Source organism: Mucilaginibacter sp. FW306-07-L (genome assembly GCF_058782065.1).
Genome location: NZ_JBYSXI010000001.1, coordinates 1 through 19113, shown reverse-complemented (window position 1 = coordinate 19113; position 19113 = coordinate 1). Strand labels below are relative to the sequence as shown.

Annotated in this window: 15 protein-coding genes; 10 read left to right on the top strand and 5 right to left on the bottom strand. The window is 42.5% G+C overall.

The features are described 5' to 3' along the window. Positions 1-60 precede the first annotated feature (60 nt). Positions 61-1311, bottom strand: coding sequence for an efflux RND transporter periplasmic adaptor subunit (locus AC3WJC_RS00075; protein ID WP_492397023.1), 1251 nt, complete (start codon positions 1309-1311; stop codon positions 61-63). A 320-nt stretch (positions 1312-1631) separates the two neighbouring features. Here AC3WJC_RS00075 and AC3WJC_RS00070 point away from each other — a divergent pair, with 320 nt between their 5' ends. Genes AC3WJC_RS00070 through AC3WJC_RS00060 form a run of 3 tightly spaced genes read left to right on the top strand, consistent with a single transcriptional unit; the run spans position 1632 to position 4576 of the window. Then, positions 1632-2987, top strand: a complete 1356-nt coding sequence (locus AC3WJC_RS00070; RefSeq protein ID WP_492397022.1) for a sigma-54-dependent transcriptional regulator — start codon at positions 1632-1634, stop codon at positions 2985-2987. Continuing rightward, positions 2977-4323 (top strand): sensor histidine kinase, encoded by a 1347-nt coding sequence (locus tag AC3WJC_RS00065; RefSeq protein ID WP_492397021.1) that lies wholly within the window; start codon positions 2977-2979, stop codon positions 4321-4323. Before AC3WJC_RS00070 ends, AC3WJC_RS00065 begins: the two co-directional genes overlap by 11 nt. 55 nt (positions 4324-4378) lie before the next feature. Beyond that, positions 4379-4576, top strand: coding sequence for a YqaE/Pmp3 family membrane protein (locus tag AC3WJC_RS00060; protein WP_492397020.1), 198 nt, complete (start codon positions 4379-4381; stop codon positions 4574-4576). A 26-nt stretch (positions 4577-4602) separates the two neighbouring features. Here AC3WJC_RS00060 and AC3WJC_RS00055 read toward each other — a convergent pair whose 3' ends face one another. Further along, complete coding sequence (locus AC3WJC_RS00055) at positions 4603-6579, bottom strand: sialate O-acetylesterase (protein WP_492397019.1); 1977 nt, start codon at positions 6577-6579, stop codon at positions 4603-4605. 373 nt (positions 6580-6952) lie between these two features. On the opposite strand from AC3WJC_RS00055, the gene AC3WJC_RS00050 reads away from it, so the two are divergent. Next, the gene (locus tag AC3WJC_RS00050) at positions 6953-7582 is read left to right on the top strand and encodes a hypothetical protein (protein ID WP_492397018.1); all 630 of its coding nucleotides are present in this window, start codon (positions 6953-6955) and stop codon (positions 7580-7582) included. Between the two features lie 85 nt (positions 7583-7667). Here AC3WJC_RS00050 and AC3WJC_RS00045 read toward each other — a convergent pair whose 3' ends face one another. After that, positions 7668-8123 (bottom strand): 3-oxoacyl-ACP synthase, encoded by a 456-nt coding sequence (locus AC3WJC_RS00045; protein WP_492397017.1) that lies wholly within the window; start codon positions 8121-8123, stop codon positions 7668-7670. 299 nt (positions 8124-8422) lie between these two features. Beyond that, complete coding sequence (locus AC3WJC_RS00040; RefSeq protein WP_492397016.1) at positions 8423-9442, bottom strand: aldo/keto reductase; 1020 nt, start codon at positions 9440-9442, stop codon at positions 8423-8425. Between the two features lie 83 nt (positions 9443-9525). On the opposite strand from AC3WJC_RS00040, the gene AC3WJC_RS00035 reads away from it, so the two are divergent. Beyond that, positions 9526-9843, top strand: coding sequence for a hypothetical protein (locus AC3WJC_RS00035; RefSeq protein WP_492397015.1), 318 nt, complete (start codon positions 9526-9528; stop codon positions 9841-9843). Here AC3WJC_RS00035 and AC3WJC_RS00030 read toward each other — a convergent pair. Then, entirely contained in the window at positions 9840-10820 is a 981-nt protein-coding gene (locus tag AC3WJC_RS00030) for an acyl-ACP desaturase (protein WP_492397014.1), read from the bottom strand. The genes AC3WJC_RS00035 and AC3WJC_RS00030 overlap by 4 nt on opposite strands. Before the next feature lie 572 nt (positions 10821-11392). Here AC3WJC_RS00030 and AC3WJC_RS00025 point away from each other — a divergent pair. From AC3WJC_RS00025 to AC3WJC_RS00005, 5 genes are read left to right on the top strand one after another with little or no spacing between them, the layout of a single operon-like run. Next, entirely contained in the window at positions 11393-12739 is a 1347-nt protein-coding gene (locus AC3WJC_RS00025; RefSeq protein ID WP_492397013.1) for a sensor histidine kinase, read from the top strand. 10 nt (positions 12740-12749) lie between these two features. Further along, positions 12750-14831, top strand: coding sequence for a cellulose biosynthesis cyclic di-GMP-binding regulatory protein BcsB (locus AC3WJC_RS00020; RefSeq protein WP_492397012.1), 2082 nt, complete (start codon positions 12750-12752; stop codon positions 14829-14831). A gap of 60 nt (positions 14832-14891) precedes the next feature. Then, positions 14892-16736: a glycosyltransferase gene (locus AC3WJC_RS00015; RefSeq protein WP_492397011.1), complete on the top strand. Its 1845-nt coding sequence runs from the start codon at positions 14892-14894 to the stop codon at positions 16734-16736. Continuing rightward, positions 16733-18286 carry a hypothetical protein gene (locus tag AC3WJC_RS00010; protein ID WP_492397010.1) on the top strand — a complete coding sequence of 518 codons (1554 nt, stop codon included), beginning with the start codon at positions 16733-16735 and terminating at the stop codon, positions 18284-18286. The genes AC3WJC_RS00015 and AC3WJC_RS00010 overlap by 4 nt, the downstream gene beginning before the upstream one ends. 34 nt (positions 18287-18320) lie before the next feature. Continuing rightward, positions 18321-18857, top strand: coding sequence for a hypothetical protein (locus AC3WJC_RS00005; protein ID WP_492397009.1), 537 nt, complete (start codon positions 18321-18323; stop codon positions 18855-18857). Positions 18858-19113: the final 256 nt, after the last annotated feature.

Here is a 19113-nt window from a genome sequence, read left to right as displayed (position 1 = left end):
TTCCTCCTTAACCACCCGGTGGTTGTATATTTTAATTGTGATTGTTTAGCTGTTATTATATTAGTTTTTGAGTACGAGCTCCTGCATATCGCCATAGGTATCATAGCTTGATGTTACCACCTTATCACCCGGCTGCAGGCCTTGCAGTACTTCGTAATAATCCGGATTCTGGCGGCCAAGCTGCACATCTACCCGGTAGGCTGTTTTGCCATCCTCGCTCAGTTTAAATATCCAGTTACCGCCGGTTTGCTGGTAAAAACCACCTTTAGGTACCAGTAGCGCCTGTGTTTCATCGCTCAATGCCAGGCGGATCTGCAGGGTTTGCCCGCGGCGCATCTCCTTAGGTATGGCACCAATAAACTCCATATCCACCTGAAAACGCCCGTTGGTTACCTGTGTAAATACCTTTTTAATGCGCAATTTATATACTTTTTCTAAAGTAAACTCGCCCATCAGCCCGTTATAAACGCGGGATATGTAGTGCTCGTCCACATCAACCCTAACCTTATACCCTGATAAGACATCAATTTGCCCTAAACGTTGCCCCTTGTTTTTGGTCTGCCCGATTTCGGCATCCATGGAGGTTAACTGCCCGTCTACCGGGGCACGCACGATCAGGTCGCCTACTTTTTTACGCATCAGCGCCAGGGTGCTCTTCATGTGATCGTATGATTCGCCCATTTGCGTTACCTGCTGCTTGGTTGAGCTGCTGTCCTGGTTCAGTATCTTGCTGGTTAATTTTTTACGGTTAACAGCATATTGGTATTCATTCTCTGATTTTTTGAACTCTTGCAAGCCAATAGCTTTTTGCTCGTACAAATGTTTGTTCAGCTTATACACACGCTCAGCTTCTTTCAGCGCGCTTTCAACCTCGGCCATCTGGTTAAGTTTGCCAATGGTATTTTGCTGCGCGTTGTCGCGCGAGATCTGCATTTGGGTAAGCACGTTGAAAACGGAAGTTTCCTCATTGGCCAGGCTCAACTCCAGATCGGTATTGGTGAGCTTCAATATCGGCTGACCGGCTTTCATGGTTGTACCGTCCTCAACAAAAAGCTTCTCCACACGGCCGCCCTCAACCGCGTCAAGGTATATGGTGGTTTTAGGCATTACAACGCCGTTAACCGGTATAAACTCCTGGAAAGGGCCCTTTTTTATTTCGCTTACCGTAATGCGTTCGGTATCTACATTAAGTTTGCTTTTGCCCGATGTAAAATAGATACTGCCACCAACCAGCAATACAAGGCCTGTAATACCGGCTATGGTAGTTATACGTTTAGTGTTCCACGTCTTTTTCTCAATTTTTCTGTCCACTGTGATATATGAATTTACTGTACCATAACAAAAACACATGCCACAAATTAAGCTACTGAAAAACAATAACTTATATACAAATACCCACAACAGTGCGTACGCTAATGTTACAGCAGGTGTACGGTATCGATACAGTGTACATTCAAGCTAAAAACAGCAATATTCTGTTTATCAACAAGTTGAATATATGGTTGATTTGTTGCCTGCTTTGAGCAGATAATTTAGTTTAAAAACGGCATGTAAACAATGCTTTTGGGTTAAAGGATTATCAAGCGAAAGATATTTTATTTACCTTAACATCTTATTCAGCATTGGCACAGATGATATTAAAAAAGGCGACCATCCTGATCGTTGACGACGACCCGGATGTTTTGACCGCGGTGAAGCTATTACTCAAAACCGAGGTACAGGAGATCATAACAGAAAAAAATCCTGAAAACCTGAACTGGCTGCTACAGCGTAACCAGGTTGACCTGGTTTTGCTTGATATGAACTTTAACAGTGCCATTAATACCGGCAACGAGGGTATTTACTGGTTACGCAAGGTAAAGGAGTGGAAGCCTAACGTATGCGTTATCATGATAACCGCCTATGGCGATATTGACCTGGCTGTACGATCATTAAAAGAGGGCGCGAACGATTTTATTGTAAAGCCCTGGCATAACGAAAAACTGATCAGCACCATAACCGATCTGCTGGATAAAAAGGAAGGCGACAAAACCAATAAGCCCGTAAAAAGCAAAGCCGGCTCGACAGACATACTGGGCGATTCGGAAATGATGCAGGACATTTTTCACAAGGTGAATAAGATTGCACCTACGGATGCCAATATCCTGATACTGGGGGAGAATGGTACCGGCAAGGATTTGATGGCCAAAGCCATCCACGAGCGTTCATTACGAGCCAACAAGCCTTTTGTTAAGGTAGATGTTGGCGCGCTGACGGATTCGCTGTTTGAGAGCGAACTGTTCGGCCATAAAAAGGGCGCTTATACGGATGCCCGTGAGGATCGTCCCGGCCGTTTTGAGGACGCGCATGGCGGCACCTTGTTTTTGGATGAGATTGGTAACATTACCCTGCAACAACAGGCCAAGCTGTTAACCGTGCTGCAAAACCGGCAGGTAACGCGCCTGGGTACCAATAAGCCTATTGATATTGATATCCGGCTGATATGCGCTACCAATATGCCCTTGCAGGAACTGGCGAACGAAAACCGCTTTCGTAAGGATTTGATTTACCGCATTAATACCGTAGAGATCACGATGCCGCCGCTGCGCAAGCGCAATAATGATATTGTGGTGCTGGCCCGCCATTTCGCCAAAATGTATGCTACCAAATACCTTAAACCAACGATGGATTTTGAGGCAGCCGCGTTACAAAAGCTAAAAGCCTATAACTTTCCCGGTAATGTGCGCGAGCTGCAATACTCTATTGAACGTGCGGTTATTATGGCCGATACCGATGTGCTGCACGCTGATGACCTGTTGTTTTCATCATTGGAAACGCCTATCCAGCAAAACACCGAGGGCGATGACAATATTCCGCTGAGCGCGATGGAAAAGAATGCCATACTCCGCGTTATTGAAAAACACAGTGGCAATATTACCCGTGCCGCTAAGGAGTTGGGGTTAACCCGTACAGCCCTGTACCGCAGATTGAGCAAGTATGATATTTAACCGTTACGAATGGCGCCTGGTAATATGGGTAACATACCTGTTTATCACGGTTACGGCTACCGCCTTTGCGCTGGTAAAAGGCACTTACATGTACCTGATTATTACCGCGCCCGCGGTAATCTATTGCGTGCTTAGCCTTATCCGCTTTCAGCAAAAGGCGCAGCAAGAGGTTAGCCAGTTTGTCGAATCGATACATTACCGTGATTTTTCGAGGCACTTTGATGTGAACCGCGCGCCGGAGGAGTTAAAACCTTTGCGTAAAGGCTTTAACGATATTAACACCACCTTTAAACTCATCAGCCGCGAACGCGAAACCCAGTATTATTACCTGCAAAAGATTTTGGAACTGGTGGATACGGGCATCCTATCTTACGATGAGGAAACCGGCGAAACCGGCTGGATAAACGAGGCCTTTAAAAAGCTGCTGGGCATCCCCTACTTAAAATCCATACACTCATTAGAGAAACGCGAGGAAGCGCTTTACCGCGACATCATCAAACTAAAACCCGGCGACAGCAACATAGCCACCATTAACCGCAACCAGCAACTGGTAAAAATTTTGGTTACCGCAAGTGTACTGCGGAGTGAAGGCAAGCTATATAAACTGATCGCTTTTCAAAATGTGAGTGAGGCGCTGGACGAAACCGAATCAAAGGCCTGGCAAAAACTGTTGAGTGTGATGACGCATGAGATCATGAACTCGGTAGCGCCTATATCATCATTGGCTGATACTCTGAAAAACCGCTTAAAAAGCCCGGAGATTGCCAACAGCCCCGTAAGCAGCCAACTGGAGGATCTGGAACTGGGTATTGATACCATTAAAAAACGTAGCGAAGGTTTATTGAAGTTTACCGAAAGCTACCGTAACCTGAACAAGATAACCAAGCTCGACCTGGAGAAAGTACTGGTATGCGACTTGTTCGAGAATCTGAACAACCTGATGCTGCCATCCTTAGAGAAAAAGAACATTGAGCTGGACATCATTCTGCGCGATCTGTCGCTGGCCATTGAGGTAGATATCAACCTGATCGAGCAGGTGCTGATCAACCTGCTGGTAAACGCCATTGAGGCGGTTAAAGATCAAAAGGAACCGGTGATCACCCTATCTGCCGAAACTACAGCAAATAACAAGATCATCCTGAAAATATCCGACAACGGCATCGGTATGCCTCCCGAACTGCTTGACAAGATATTTATCCCATTCTTTAGCACCCGTAAAACAGGCAGCGGTATCGGGCTAAGCCTTTGCAAGCAAATTATGCTGCTGCATAAGGGCAGCATTAAGGTACAATCGGTTGAAGGCAAAGGGTCGGCATTTTTGCTGCAATTCAATTAGCCTATTGTAACAATTCGGCGGTGGCAGCGTCATATAACTATAAATAATAAACACCATGCGTTACTTCCTTTGCATCATACTGCCACCGCTCGCTGTATTTACAACAGGGCGTTTAGGCGCATGTATACTGAGTATAATACTTACCCTGTTTTTTTGGATACCGGGCGTAATACACGCCATACTGGTAACCAATGATTATTACGCCGCCAAAAGGCACCGCCAGTTGGTTAGGGTAATGCGGTACAGCAGGTAATATAGCTGCTGTACTTTAACAACTATTTATTCTTTACCGAAAGTGATGCCTTGCCAGTCGTCCGTACGGAAAGGTGATGCAGGCAGATCATCAGCATTGTACAGATTGCAATCCGGGTTATTGGCCCAACCATATCGCACGGCTACCGGCGCGGTTACTTCGGCACTGCTTACTATTACTTTGTTGCCTTCAATTTTGGCATCGGCCCAATAGAATTTTTTATCGGCACCGGCAATGGCGAAGCCTGTTGGTTTATCGCCTTTTGCTTTTAGTCCGGCAGCGTTACCGAAGGTTAGCTCCATAACTTTACCGTTCGCTTTAGCCGAGGTATATACCGGGCCTGAGTAATTTACCTTTTGGCCATAGTTATTAGCACGGGCTATCAGCGCCAACCGGCGGCCTACCTCCTGCTTGTTAGCCGGGTGAATATTGTTCGCATCGCCTATATCAATAGTTACGGCCATACCGGTATTAGGCTGCTTTAGGGTTAGCAACTGTGCCTCTCGCAACTCAGCCCAGGCCGATTCAACAGGCATTTTATCTTTAGGCATGAAAGCGGCTAGTTGCACAAAATAAAAAGGAAAGTTGCCCTGCCCCCATTTGGCGCGCCAGTTATTGATCATGAGCGGAAACAACGTACGGTATTGGTAGGCCTTGTCGGCATTACTTTCGCCCTGGTACCAAATAGCACCTTTTATAGTATAATTTATAATAGGGTTCACCATGGCATTATATAACACAGTCGGGCGGTTCGGCCCATCCGGACGATAAGGCATGGGCGGCATATCACTCATTTTATTGATGATGTTATACTTCCACTCACCCGCCAGATCAATGGCCGCGGCGGCATCACCAACCGGGGCTATGTTAACCGCCTTGTTATCAAAACCACCGTTACCGCCGGTATCAAACACACGTACGGCAATTACATTTTGCCCGGCCTTTACCAGCTTACCGGGTATTGTATAACTGCGGTTAGCATAAAACACCTCGTTATGCCCAACCTCGGTGCCGTTAAACCAGGTAACATCTATATCATCCAAACTACCTAGGTTTAATACCAGATCCTTACCAGCCCAGGCGGCAGGCACATCAATCACTTTACGAAAGCCTATTACACCATCGAAATTCGGCAAACCGGCTGCTTCCCAAAAACCCGGCACCTTGATAGTTTTCCAGGCGGCATCATTGTAGGTGTTTTCTATCCATGGTAATTTACCGTTGCTGTATGAGGGATCTTTTTTGACGATCATACCCATCCACTGTTTTAGCTGTGCGTCATAACGTGCCATCAGTTCCTGCTCATCCGGACTACTTTCCATATCGGCCACAGGTTTTTGAAAAGCGGGCATCTGTTTCAGGGCATCGCCGCTTGTCCAGGCCTCGGCAATGGTGCCACCCCAGGTAGTGTTGATAATACCTATCGGCACATGGTTGCTTTGGTACAAATTACGTGCGAAAAAGTAAGCCACTGCCGAAAATTTAGGGAAGGTTACCGGCGTGCATATTTGCCAGTCGCCGCGGGTTTTAACTTCGGTTTGCGGCTTTATATTGGTGCTATTCTCTATTTTAAGCATCCGTATCTGCGGGTAATTGGCGGCGGCCTTTTCTTGCTCATAGTTTAAAATATCGCCGTACATACCAGTAGGTGTCATTTCCATGTTTGACTGGCCGGAGCATACCCACACTTCGCCTATCAGTATATTTTTTAATTCAGTTTGCTCACCATCGTTAAATGTGATGGTATACGGGCCGCCATAAGTAGGCGTTTCGACTTTGGCTTTCCAGTTTCCGGCAGCATCCGGCTTAACGTTGTAAGCTTTTTTGTTCCATGAGGTTATAATTGTCAAATTTTTAGCGGCATTGGCCTTTCCCCATAGGTTTACTTTGCTTTTTTGCTGCAAAACCATATCATTGGTAAAGCAAGCCGGTAATATAACCTTAGCCTGGCATAGCGTTGCCGAAAACAACAGCGCGATAGCTATAATTGATTTATTTAACATAAGCGGAGTATAATTGGATAGCCAATATAGCTAATATTTGGCAAATCAATTTAGCAAAAACGGGTAAATTATTCCACATATTTTGCTCACATGATGAAATATTTACCCGCATTTTGTAAAAGCAATTTCGTTATACGATAGGGGATAAATTAAGTTACATTTATTTTAAACTTTTTTTGTTTGAGATATTTTTGACATCACATCAAACATTTCTTTATGGTTATTAAAACTATAGCAATATTTAATTTAGAAAGAAAATTCCTTTGAGGTAGTTAAAAAAATCAAAAAAATATCGCTTTTATATAATCATGCCATGCCAAAAGAAAATTATGCGTTTGCCGGGCATTGGACTCATAATTGGATTGCTTGGGGTATGAAAAGATTAATTGTAAGCGCATTAATTATCGTTGCATTTGCAAGCTGCAAAAAGCTTAACGATGATTTGCCTGACCCGAACATACCGAACGAAGAAACAGTTACCAAGCCTGCGACTGAAGAAGATAAGAAACTTGTAGCCTCATTAACTGTAACACCGGTAATATTTGAAACGCCGGTACAAACTATTACAACCAGCGTTGATGGCAGCAAACTGAACCTGGTATATAACCAAAAAGCGCATTTGCTTATTGATAAGGATCGTTACAGCAAAGCCTGGTATATCATGTTTAATGAAGATTATACCGGCACCGCGTTAGATGGACTTGACTATACAACCGTTACCCAATGGGGTACAACGGTTAAAAACTGGAAATCAAACAACCTTCACCAGTTTGTAAAAACGGTTACCGATACTACCATTGCCGGTAAAACTGTAGTTAATGTTAGGTTTGAGCGCAAATTCACTTTTTATAAAGAGTATGAGTCGGCAGAACAAGCCATAACCAAACAAACCGCATTACAAGGGAAAACAGAGATCGTTAAATACGCTACCCGTTACGAACCGGACAGTGACAGCACACGCTTTTACAATGTATCAGCAAAAGTGATCTACAAGAAAAACTGATTTAGATAATAATATTCAATTACAGCAAAGGCGGCTCAGAGATGAACCGCCTTTGCTGTTTTATATACATCCGGGTTAAAGTTACTTAGTATATTTTCTCGATAGTGTAATTTTTCCCGTTTAGGGTAATGCTGTCGCCTTTCTGCTTACCCTTTAACAAATAGCCTATAGGCGACGCGGCTGATACCGCTATATAGGGTACGCCATCTAAATTAAGCACACCCGCGCTTATGGAAATATAAAAATTGCCGTTATTGGTGATCACCACGCTGCCTGCATCGGCTATGCCGGTGGTACTTAACGCGGTACTTAAACGGTTCAATACTACTTTTAACTTATTAGCCTCATTTAACTGAGCCAGGTTACGGTCGGTTTCCTGCTGCATCATGGCACGGCCGGTTTCATATTTATCGCCGGCGCTGCTTTTAGTTTCGTAATTGGCGGATTGCTGGGCTTCGGCTATGGCATACTCGGCATTGTTAATGCGCTGTTGTACATAATTTAAGCAAAGAGTATGGAGTTTGAGTTTCAGTTCGGACATGCAGATAGTTAAACAAGGTTTCAAGTATACTAAAAAAATAAGAGCCCCCTTGCACTCGCTGCCCGGGGACTCTCAACCTAAACCTTATCACATATGTAAGAATTGAACTTACATAGCATTATAACGCACCTAAATGCGAAATAATATACTAACCTATCAAATTCATTTTAACCTGATGAATTACAGTGATTTATTTTTTAAAAATATACTTTACAGATACTAAATTAACTACCTGTTACCTTATTTTACAGTGTTAAACATACACTATACGCGAAATTCACAGGCTTGAATTATTTTGATTATCTTTTTTCAACCCTATCATAAAACCCACCAAATGAATTGAGCTTTACGGCATCCTCATTAAAAAAGTCGCCGGGAAAACCAAGCGGCACCGCGCTAACCTCATCCAAGGCTTTCAAATGCGCGTCTGTCAGTACCACGTCGGTCACCTTCAGGTTTTCCTGTAGCTGGCTTACCTTGGTGGCACCCACAATGGGTATAGATGAAAAACCCTGACGGCGCGTCCACTCCAGGGCTACATTGCCCGGTGCTACGCCAAGCTCATCAGCTATCTCAACCACCTTTTTTGTAATGATAATACTGTTATCGTCCAGCCGCTTGCTTTCAGCCTTGATACGCCCCTGTTCACCACGCAGGTATTTACCGGTTAAAGCGCCCCCGGCTAAGGGCGCCCACGGCGTAACCGTCATTGCGAAGTGCTTGGCCATCGGTATCAGTTCGCGCTCGGGTGTGCGCTGTAACAGGCTGTATTCAATTTGCAGGGCAATAAACTGGCTCCAGCCCATCAACTCGGCAAGGGTGTTACCTTTGGCCACAACCCAGGCCGGGGTATCGCTAATGGCCGCATAGTTAATTTTACCTTGCTTCACCAGGTCGTCCAGGCCGCGCAAAACTTCATCAATCGGCGTAATGTTGTCCCATATATGCAGGTAAAGCACATCAATAAAATCAGTTTGCAAGCGTTTAAGGCTTTCCTCCACACTGCGCATCATGTTTTTACGGCTGTTGCCGGATGCATTGGGGTTGGTCCGGTTATCCAGCAAGGTGTACTTGGTAGCCAGCACAAAATAATCACGATCGTGATTGCTTATATACTCGCCTATTATTTTTTCGCTGGTGCCTAATTTATAGATGTTGGCCGTATCAATAAAATTGCCGCCGGCATTGGCAAAGGTATCCATAATGGCAAAGCTGGTGTCCTTATCGGCACCCCAACCGGCCTCGGTACCAAAACCCATGGTACCTAAACAAAGTTCAGACACTTTTAAGCCCGAGCGGCCTAATAATTTGTAGTTCATAAAAGCAGTGGTTTAAAATAAAACATTATAAACAAGTACAAGGTTGTATTAACAACATTAAAACTACCCGTTAAGTACCGGTTATGAAAATTATTAACACCACAAAGCCATTATTGGTTGATGACTTATATAATTATTTAAAAGCGAATTTGAACGAACGCTTCCGTGAGCACCGGAATGAAGAGATCGGTTTTGACCTGGTGATGAACGGCCAAAGCATAGACATACAAAAGCCAGACCTTTACGAAGGCTTTTTATTCAGGCTGACATCCATCGGCAGCAATACGCTGGAGGTAGCAAAATCAGAACATTATGTTGATGATGTGAACGTACTTACGCTTGAATCCGTTTTAGATGGCCTGTTTGTTGAGCATCTGGGTGCTACCGCACCACAAATCTAACCATTTATCCAACTGAATTTATATTCGAGCATCGGGTTTTTCATCCGGTCGGCCACGCGTAACAAACGATCCGGTAATTTCATGATGTAGTCACGGGCTTTTTCAGCTTCGGCATTAAGGCCTGTAACGCTTTCAATATGCCAGTCATCAATCAGTTCCTTCAGGATGTCTACATAGTCAACAGCGGTATAAATACCCAGGCGTTGCGCGGCATCAGTAAAGTGGCCAAAGGTTTGGCCTATTTTAAGCCCCACCTCACGTAAAAAGTGTGCAGGCATTACAATCTTTTTGCGCATCATATCTTCAAAAGCCAGCATCGCCTCGCTTGCATCCACTTCGAATATTTTTTCGATAAAGTATTTGTAAGCCTTGGCATGGCGAGCCTCGTCTGATGCGATAACACCACACATTTTTGAAAGCAGTGTATCACCGTATTTTTTGGCCTGAGATGCTACACGGCGGTGAGATACGTTGGTTGCCAACTCCTGGAAAGAGGTATATATAAAATTGCGGTAAGGATCGGCACCGGTGCCAATATCAAAACCATCAGCAATAAGGTACTGGGTTGATATTTCCATCATGCGCATATTTACGCGGCCCGAAAGGTATAAGTATTTGTTTAGCAGATCACCGTGACGGTTTTCTTCGGCAGTCCAGTAGCGGGTCCATTTCATCCAGCCACCTTCTTCGTCTCTTGATACGCCTTCAACCATGGTTAACCATGACTCATAAGTAGGCAACGCCTCTTCGGTAATGGTATCACCAATCAATACTGCTATAAGATCATAAGATAACCCTTGCGCACTTTCCTGCAGTTCTTTGATCTCATCAAAAAAAGTATCTCTTGAAGAATCCGGTAAAAAATCAGTCGGTTGCCAAATGGTGTCAATCGGCTTTAAAAAATCATGCATCTTTTCGAGCATGAATTTTTCAATATGCGTCATTACTTCCTTCCGTTTTTCTTCAAAATATCTCATACGTATTTATTAGGGCTCAAAGTTAACTAAATTAAACTTAGTTATAATATGTTTTAAAGCGTTGTGATCAGGATCATTTTTAGCGATTAAGGTTACCAACACCTAAATATAAAGCACAATTTAAATATCAGGTAAATATTTCCGCACAGTATGGAAATTTTACCCCAATAAATACCCAAGGCTGTAGAACTTTAGTTATACAACTTACAAGGCATTATTATACATTAAAAATAAATTGTGATTAATTATAAATCTAATAAGGCTCCGGTTGAGTAACACCTTTTATCTGTTTTAGTTTTGATAGAAATTTAAAAACCGCCTAAAAACGCCTTTTTAGCTAAACGTTAAGCACCTCTGCCATTCCAAAATGCATAACATCGCTTTTAGCGTTTAGCTATTTCGGGTTGCTTAAATTTACGTAGAGTATTAAGCCCCTTCTGCAACAGCTTCAGGCACGTCCCATTGGTTTGCTTTTTGTAATTGTGCAACTGTTAACTCCCGGCTGTTAGCCAGTGATGCTTTAAAACAACAAAGAATTACTAAACCTGCCGCCCTAATCAATTAACTGCATAATGTTTTTAAAGATCACTAAAGAGGAATTCTCGAAAGAGGTATTAAAAAAGGCCTGGTATCAAACAAATATCATTATCTGGACGGTCATTTTTCTTTATCCTCTTTTTAGCATTGTTGATTTTATTTATGCCAACCAGCTTTGGATAAGCTTTTTAATAGTACGCTTAACCTCGGTCTTTATCATCTACATGCTTTACAATGTTTTTCAAACACGTAAGCAGGATTACCGCATACTACTGCATATCGCTATATTCATCATATCATTAACCACGGCCTTATTATGCAACCTGGTTAGTATCGAGGCCATTAACATATATTTTTTGCTTTATGCCGCCATCATCCTGTTTTTTAATTTACAGGTATTTTGGGAATCGCTAAATTCTATTATTCAGGCGTTAGCCGCCTTTCTGTTCCTGGCTATATTTTTTAACCTGTTTAGCGAGTATACTATTGATCTGCTGGTAAATAATGGTGGGCAGTTCTTTTTTGTGATCGTTATTATATCAACCATAATTCCGCATGCGCGGTACAAGGTACTTACCCGCGAAGTACAGGCACAGATACTGATCGAAAAATCAAACGCGCAATTAAAAAGCCAGTACCAGGATATTAACGAGAAGAACAACATTATTGATATGCAGTACGATCAGTTGCGTAAACTCGACGAGCAGAAGAACAGCTTTATCAATATTGCCGGGCACGATCTGAAAAACCTGATAGGCTCCATCATCATGAGCAATAACATGGTTAAGGAAGAAGACTACCGCCTGAGCAACGATCAAAAGGAATTTGTTGGCTACATCACCGAGTCGGCCGAGAAGATGCAGTACCTGCTTAACAAACTGATGGATGTTAAAGAGATCTCATCGCCGGAAATTAAGTTTAACCTAGAGATATTTGATGCCAATCAGGAAGTGCAATACGTGTTTAAGGGCTTGCAGGAAACTGCCCACATGAAAAACATCCACCTGATTGATAACATACTTAAACTTCCGCTAAATGTAAAGCTCGACAGGGTATTTACAGGGCAGGTATTTCAAAACCTTTTATCAAACATCATTAAATTTTCGCAAACCAATAACAACATTAAAGTAGTTACCAGCCTTCAACGCCAAAAATTCGTTTTTGAAATAATTGATGAAGGCATAGCCATTGGCCAGCAGGAGCTTGACATGATGTTTAATAAATTGAAAACATTAAATGATGTTGGTTCGGTACAAGAGAGCAGGCTTGGCCTTGGCCTCTCCATAGCCAAACTAATGACCCTGGAGATGGGCGGCGATATTTACTATCGCAGTGATGATAATGGCAACTATTTCAGAGTAGAATTTTACGTTATAAATTAATATACCACCAATGAAGAGAGTTTTTACCTTCTTAGTTCTTTTGCTTGCACTATCAACCTTTACAAAAGCGCAAAGTGTTGTGTCGTTCAAATCAATGGGCCATCCTGATAATGCTATTTACGGCATGAGCGGCGCTTCGTCGTACTTTTTGAGGATCAGTCCGCTGGTTGAAATGAATGGCAGTAAACTGGTGCTGTATTTTGAACCATCGCAGGCACTGATCAAGGATCATTCCTTTATCAATATCCTGATCAATGATCAGCCGATAATCAGCTCGAGATTAACTAAGGATTCTCTTCAAAAAATAGTGATCAACCTTTCACGGGCTGATCTTTCTCCTGAAAAGTACCTGAAGGTACAGGTAAAAACCCTGTTAACCATATCTGACGATAAATGCCGCGACCTGGATAACCCGGCCATGTGGATCAAGATAAAAGGCTACTCGTATCTCTCTTTGGTTAAAAGCAATAAGAATTTTTTTAATAACGTAAATATCAGCAATTGCTTTGAATCAAAACGCGCCATTGTTTACCCGGCAAACCCATCACTGCATGATTTAAAGGCGGTAGCCTGGGCTTACTCGAGGTTAAAAAGGAATCAATCAAAAGAAATACATGTATACGAGGCCGGCCATGTACCGGATAGCATCAAAAACTACATCATGGTGGGCGATATTAACCAGATGCCCGAGGCACAGCGCCGGCTGATCAAGGTTAACCCACAGGGTGGCCAGGGTTTATTTTACCTGCACAAAGCCATTACCAGCCTTACTGATACCGTAACCAATATGGTTGATGTACGCGGAAAGCTAACGGCGGTTAAAACAGTATCAACCAGTGTGGTGCCTAATGAAATACTGTTTGTTTCAGGCGGCGACAGCCCCGGTTACGAAAAGGCGATCACCGCTTTGGGTAACATGAACATTCTTAATTCAACTTATGGTGATTACCTGCTGATCAATAATGCCGAGAACAGCTTTTTTCAGAATGTTGATGAGAGCCGCTCTAAGCTATCGCTTAAACAGGTAGGTGGTACCAGCACTTTTATGTCGGGCATCGGTTCGTTAAAAACAGTTTACAATTTTAAAAACAGCGATTTTAGTTTTACCCCGAAGGAAGTCGAGATTCATTTTTCAGGCATATACAGCAGCCTTAACCCCGGCGACCGCGGCTTTTTTAATGTTTACTTAAACGGCCTGCTGATCAGCAGTGAAAAGCTGGATGCATCGGGCAAGTTAAATACAGCCGTTACTATAAACCGCTATCAGCACCATAAATATAATACGCTGGAGGCCGAATTCAGGTTTTACCCTAACAGCGGCAACTGCCAAAACAGCTTTACCAACTTCTTTTGTGAAATTGACGTTGATAAATCATACCTGGCCTCAAAAAATCCGTTCATTACTAACGATCTGAGTTTTTACCAGTATCCTGAGGCATTTAACAGCGGCTCAACACGCCTTGTGGTAAGCCGCAACTACGCCAAGCATGCTGCGGCGGCCTTAGGCGAAATTATTTACGAGCTGAATAATAACATCAACGCCAACAACTTTCCGGAGATCGTGTATTCGGATGAAGTACAACCTGGCGATCTGAAAAAGTTTAATGTTGTAGCCCTGCTTTCAACAGTAGACCCTTTGATGAATGAGTTTCCGGATGCGCCCATAAAGTTCAACCAAAAATTCCGCCTGTATAACGCGGATAATAACAAGGTGGTTTACTCTCTGTCTGACAGTGTATCTACCGGCCTCGCTCAAATATTTTATGGCCGCAGCAATAACGCTACTCTGGTACTCACCGCGACAGGCAAGCATCCGGCAGAAGCGTTTTTAGCTGTTGCCCGCTCCATTACCGAGCAATTGTCAACCCTGTCAAGCAACGTATGTATATCTGATGTTAATACCAATAAATACCTGTTCAACATCAATAAATCAAGCGAGAACCTGGAGTATGTTGACACCAAGAGCGGTTTAGCCCAGTTTTGGGAAAACTATAACCTGTACGTGTTATTAGGTATTTTAATATTGATCCTCGTATCATTCCTGTACGTGCGGTCGAGGGTACAAAGCTCACAGGATCTGTTTAACGAATAATATTATTCCTTTATCGCCCTGCTTTAGCATTAACGCTAAAGCAGGGCTAACCTTATATAGATGATAACCTCTGTTGCTGAGCTACTTATTACCGACGGCTTTATTACCCCTGCCGACCGCGAGAACATTGAAAAGCTTTCGGCAAAACTGGGGCAGGCGTTTATAAAGGTGGCTCTTAACTTCGGCTATATATCCCGTAAAAACTATGAGCGCTCCCTTATTAATGCCGGCTACCCGCTTAATGAAGTACGCGAAGAGGAATACGATAAAGAGATACTGAGCAAAATAGAACTTAAACTGGCTAATGACCATGTGGCTTTACCTTTGCGTGTACAGGACGGCAGGCTGGTAACGCTTATGGCTGATCCATCCGATCAGCTTTTTATAGATTTTGTACGTTTTACTTATGACCTGGAACCGGAGATTATCATGGCATCCGACCTGGACATCACCTGGATGAGCCACCGTTTATTGGGTGAAAAGTATGTAAAATCGGCCGTGTTTGAATTAATGCACCGTGATCCGGCCAACTCTGCGCGGGTTACTTTCACATCAAAACAACTCATTTTCCTATTCTCTTTAGTAGCGATAGTCGCTGTTGGGCTGGTATTGAATTTTAAGAATACCTCTATCACCATCAACGTAATACTGAGTTCCTTTTTTTTGGTGGCCATTTCGTTTAAGCTGTTTTTGGCCTTGGTTGGGTCGAGGTTTGAACTGCACCAGGCAGTAACCAACCAGGAAGTGCGCGACGTAGTAGTTGAGGATCTACCTGTTTACACCATTCACCTGCCGGTTTACAAAGAGGATAAACTGATCAAGAAATTGATATGGAACCTGCAAAGTATCGATTACCCACGCGAGCAACTGGACATTAAACTCCTGATTGAGGAAGATGATGACAAAACGCTGAACGCAGTACGTAATCTTGACTTCCCGGCAACGTTTGAGGTAATTGTGGTACCCTTTCACATGCCTAAAACAAAACCAAAGGCCTGCAATTACGGCCTGCACTTTTCGCGCGGAACCTTTTTAACCATTTACGATGCGGAGGATATTCCGGATACAGACCAGCTTAAAAAAGTAGTGGCCTTATTCAACAAAATGCCCGATAATTTTATTTGCGTGCAATGCTCCCTAAACTACTTTAACCGTAATGAGAACTTCCTGACCCGAATGTTCACCTTAGAATATTCGTACTGGTTTGATTATATGCTGCCGGGTTTAGATACCCTTGATATTCCTATCCCATTGGGTGGCACCAGTAATCATTTTAAAATGGAAAACCTGATTGAGCTGGGCGCATGGGATCCATTTAATGTAACAGAGGATGCCGACCTGGGTGTACGTGCTTATGCCAAGGGGTACAAAATCGCGGTGGTTAACTCTACTACCTACGAGGAAGCCAATAACGAACCGATCAACTGGATACGCCAGCGTTCCCGGTGGATAAAGGGCTATATGCAAACCTACCTGGTACACATGCGCGACCCTATAGCATTGTACAAGAAGATCGGTTTAAAGGGCTTTTTAGGGTTCAGCTTTTTTATCGGTGCAACGCCGATCACTTTTTTAGTGTACCCACTGCTGCTCATCATATTTTTAAACTACATTTTATTTGATCTGTCAACCATCCGCACTTTGTTTCCGGACTGGGTATTGTTCATGTCCATCTTTAACCTGATGGTGGGCAATATCCTGATGATCTATGTAAATATGATGGCGGTATTTAAACGCAGGTTTTATGAGCTGATATTATTTGCCGTGGCCAACCCTATATACTGGATGCTGCACTCCATAGCCGCATATAAAGGCCTTTATCAATTAATTGTAAATCCGTTTTACTGGGAAAAAACCAATCATGGTTTAAGTAAAATGAGCAGTCCGGTTAACGTTGTAAAATGATAAAAAAGCCAACATTACTTTTACTGCTAACCCTGTTATTAGCTGCTTACTACCTGGTGCTGGGTATCTATTTTAATAAGCTGGGTTACTACAACGCGGAAGCGCTTTTTTATATCGAAAAATCAAAAATTGTTTTTGAAGGCTTAGGTAACCGCTTAAAGGTGATGGGATTAACGGCCCCGATCATCCCGTTTTATTCCACCATTATTTTTACTAAGATCAATGCGCTACTTGCACCGGTTATCGCGTCAGCAATAGGTACAGCCATATTATTTTACCTGATAGCTTCTACCCTTTTAAAGCATGTTAAGGATAACTTTTACCTGGCGTTACTGCTGTTATTGTTTATTTTCCATCCGGGAATGCTTTATGCTGCCACGGCCGGCAAAAGCCTGTACCTTGTTTTGGCATTCTTTTACCTGTTCTTTTTGAACATCCTTAAATTTTACAGGTCAAACACCACTTACCATGTATCGTTAGCAAGTATATGCCTGGTTACGCTTACTTTTTGTGATTACCGCTTTATATGGTTAACGCTGTTTTTTATTCCGCTGATATTATCTATTACACTAAAGAGCCTTAACCTAAGCGAAAAGGAATCCATATTCAGGCTGTTTTTGAGTTTCAATAACCCATCATTAAGGCGTAAGCTCATCAGCAAAACCTTTGCTTTATATGTGATCATCTTTATATTACCTATAGCATCTATTATTTGCTATAAGCTACTGAATTTGACCCACGCTAACGATCTGAATTATTTTATTGAAAGCCCCTACGCCACCTGGAATGTACTGGCCGATAAAATAAATGTGGATCAGGTTACCAATAGCACCACCTATAAAATGCCTGATTCGGCTGTGCTGTTATCATTAAAAATGATCATGTATAGTCCGCTGATATTGCTTGCACTATACATGTACAGGCAAAACACTTACCAGGCCTTAACCTTACTTACACCCTTTGCCTTTATTGAGTTTTTAAGGCTTAAATATGATAAGATCTATCTTGCGCATCAGTTTTACTTAATGTTTATTATACTGGCGCTGATGTGTATTATTTTCAGGATCGATTCCTTCAGAAATAAAAGGATGCTGAAAATATTGATGGGTATCGGCATGTGCGTACAATTATTTACAGGCTATTACTTTTTAAGTCGTTCGCCAATTAATGATGAACAAACATTTATAGCCATGTTACGTAAGCCGCTGCAAAACCACGATCAAGATGAGAATAAGGACATTGCTGATTATATCAATACCCTGCCTGCTAATAGCCTGGTAATGATGGATGATGCCATTGCCTATCCGATAGCTGCGTTTACCAATGATATACAAAAACTGGTAATGCCTTACCAGGACAAGTTTTTAACCGCGATTGAAACCCCACGTGGCTATGTAAGTTACATATTAGTGGCCAGCCCATCTAATCCCACCAAAGGCTATACCCAGCTTAACAATACTTACTTTAGTTTTATGCGCAGCAATGACTCAGGCATGCTGGTGCAAAAGGTATATGAAACACCTGACTGGGAATTATACAGGATCAAGTAGTTTTATTATTCATTACAAATGAGCAACTTAGTGAATGAATGTAAAATCCCTGTTGTTGCTTACTACTTGTCTTTCTGCTGTATTCAGTTTCCAAAAGAATAACTATCTGCACAGACCAGCCTATATTCAACATAATATTGTCACTGACACCACACTTAGAAAGGTTGGTCTTGATAGGAGTAACTTAACTATTTCTATCCCCGGGAATTATAAACTCACTAAACAAAAAGGTACAGACTATTTAGGATTTATATTCGTACCCAAAAACAACCGGGATACTTTATCACCAAAAGGTGGAATATACCTTGGTAATTTCCCTAATGATAACGTTTATCCGGATGACTGCCTTGTAATTAAACAAAAGATTTTGATTTTAGGGAAACTTGAAAGTTTGGATATTAAACATTGCAATAACCATTATTTCACACAGGTGATTATTCAAAATCCCGATACCACAGCCTGGTATCAAAAGATACAACTATTTGGCGAAGCCCGATCCGATGAAGATTTACACCATCTTATATTGATCCTAAAAAGTATTAGCCGAAGGACTAAAGAAATTGAGGATTAGAGATTAGCGGTTAGTAGCTGGAGATTGGTGGATAGTAGTTATTATGAATAATCTTAAACACACTTGATAAAACGGAAATCAGAAAGGATCAGTTGTAGTGTTAGGATGAACCAATTGTTAGTCGTAATCGATAATATGATCCTGATTTTCTGCGGCTGATGGCTATAGCCATTGACTCCCCTCAAAAAGTCTTGTATACGAAAAAAGCCCCTACTCATAGCTGAGTGGGGCTTTTAGAAGATTTGGCACCGACCTA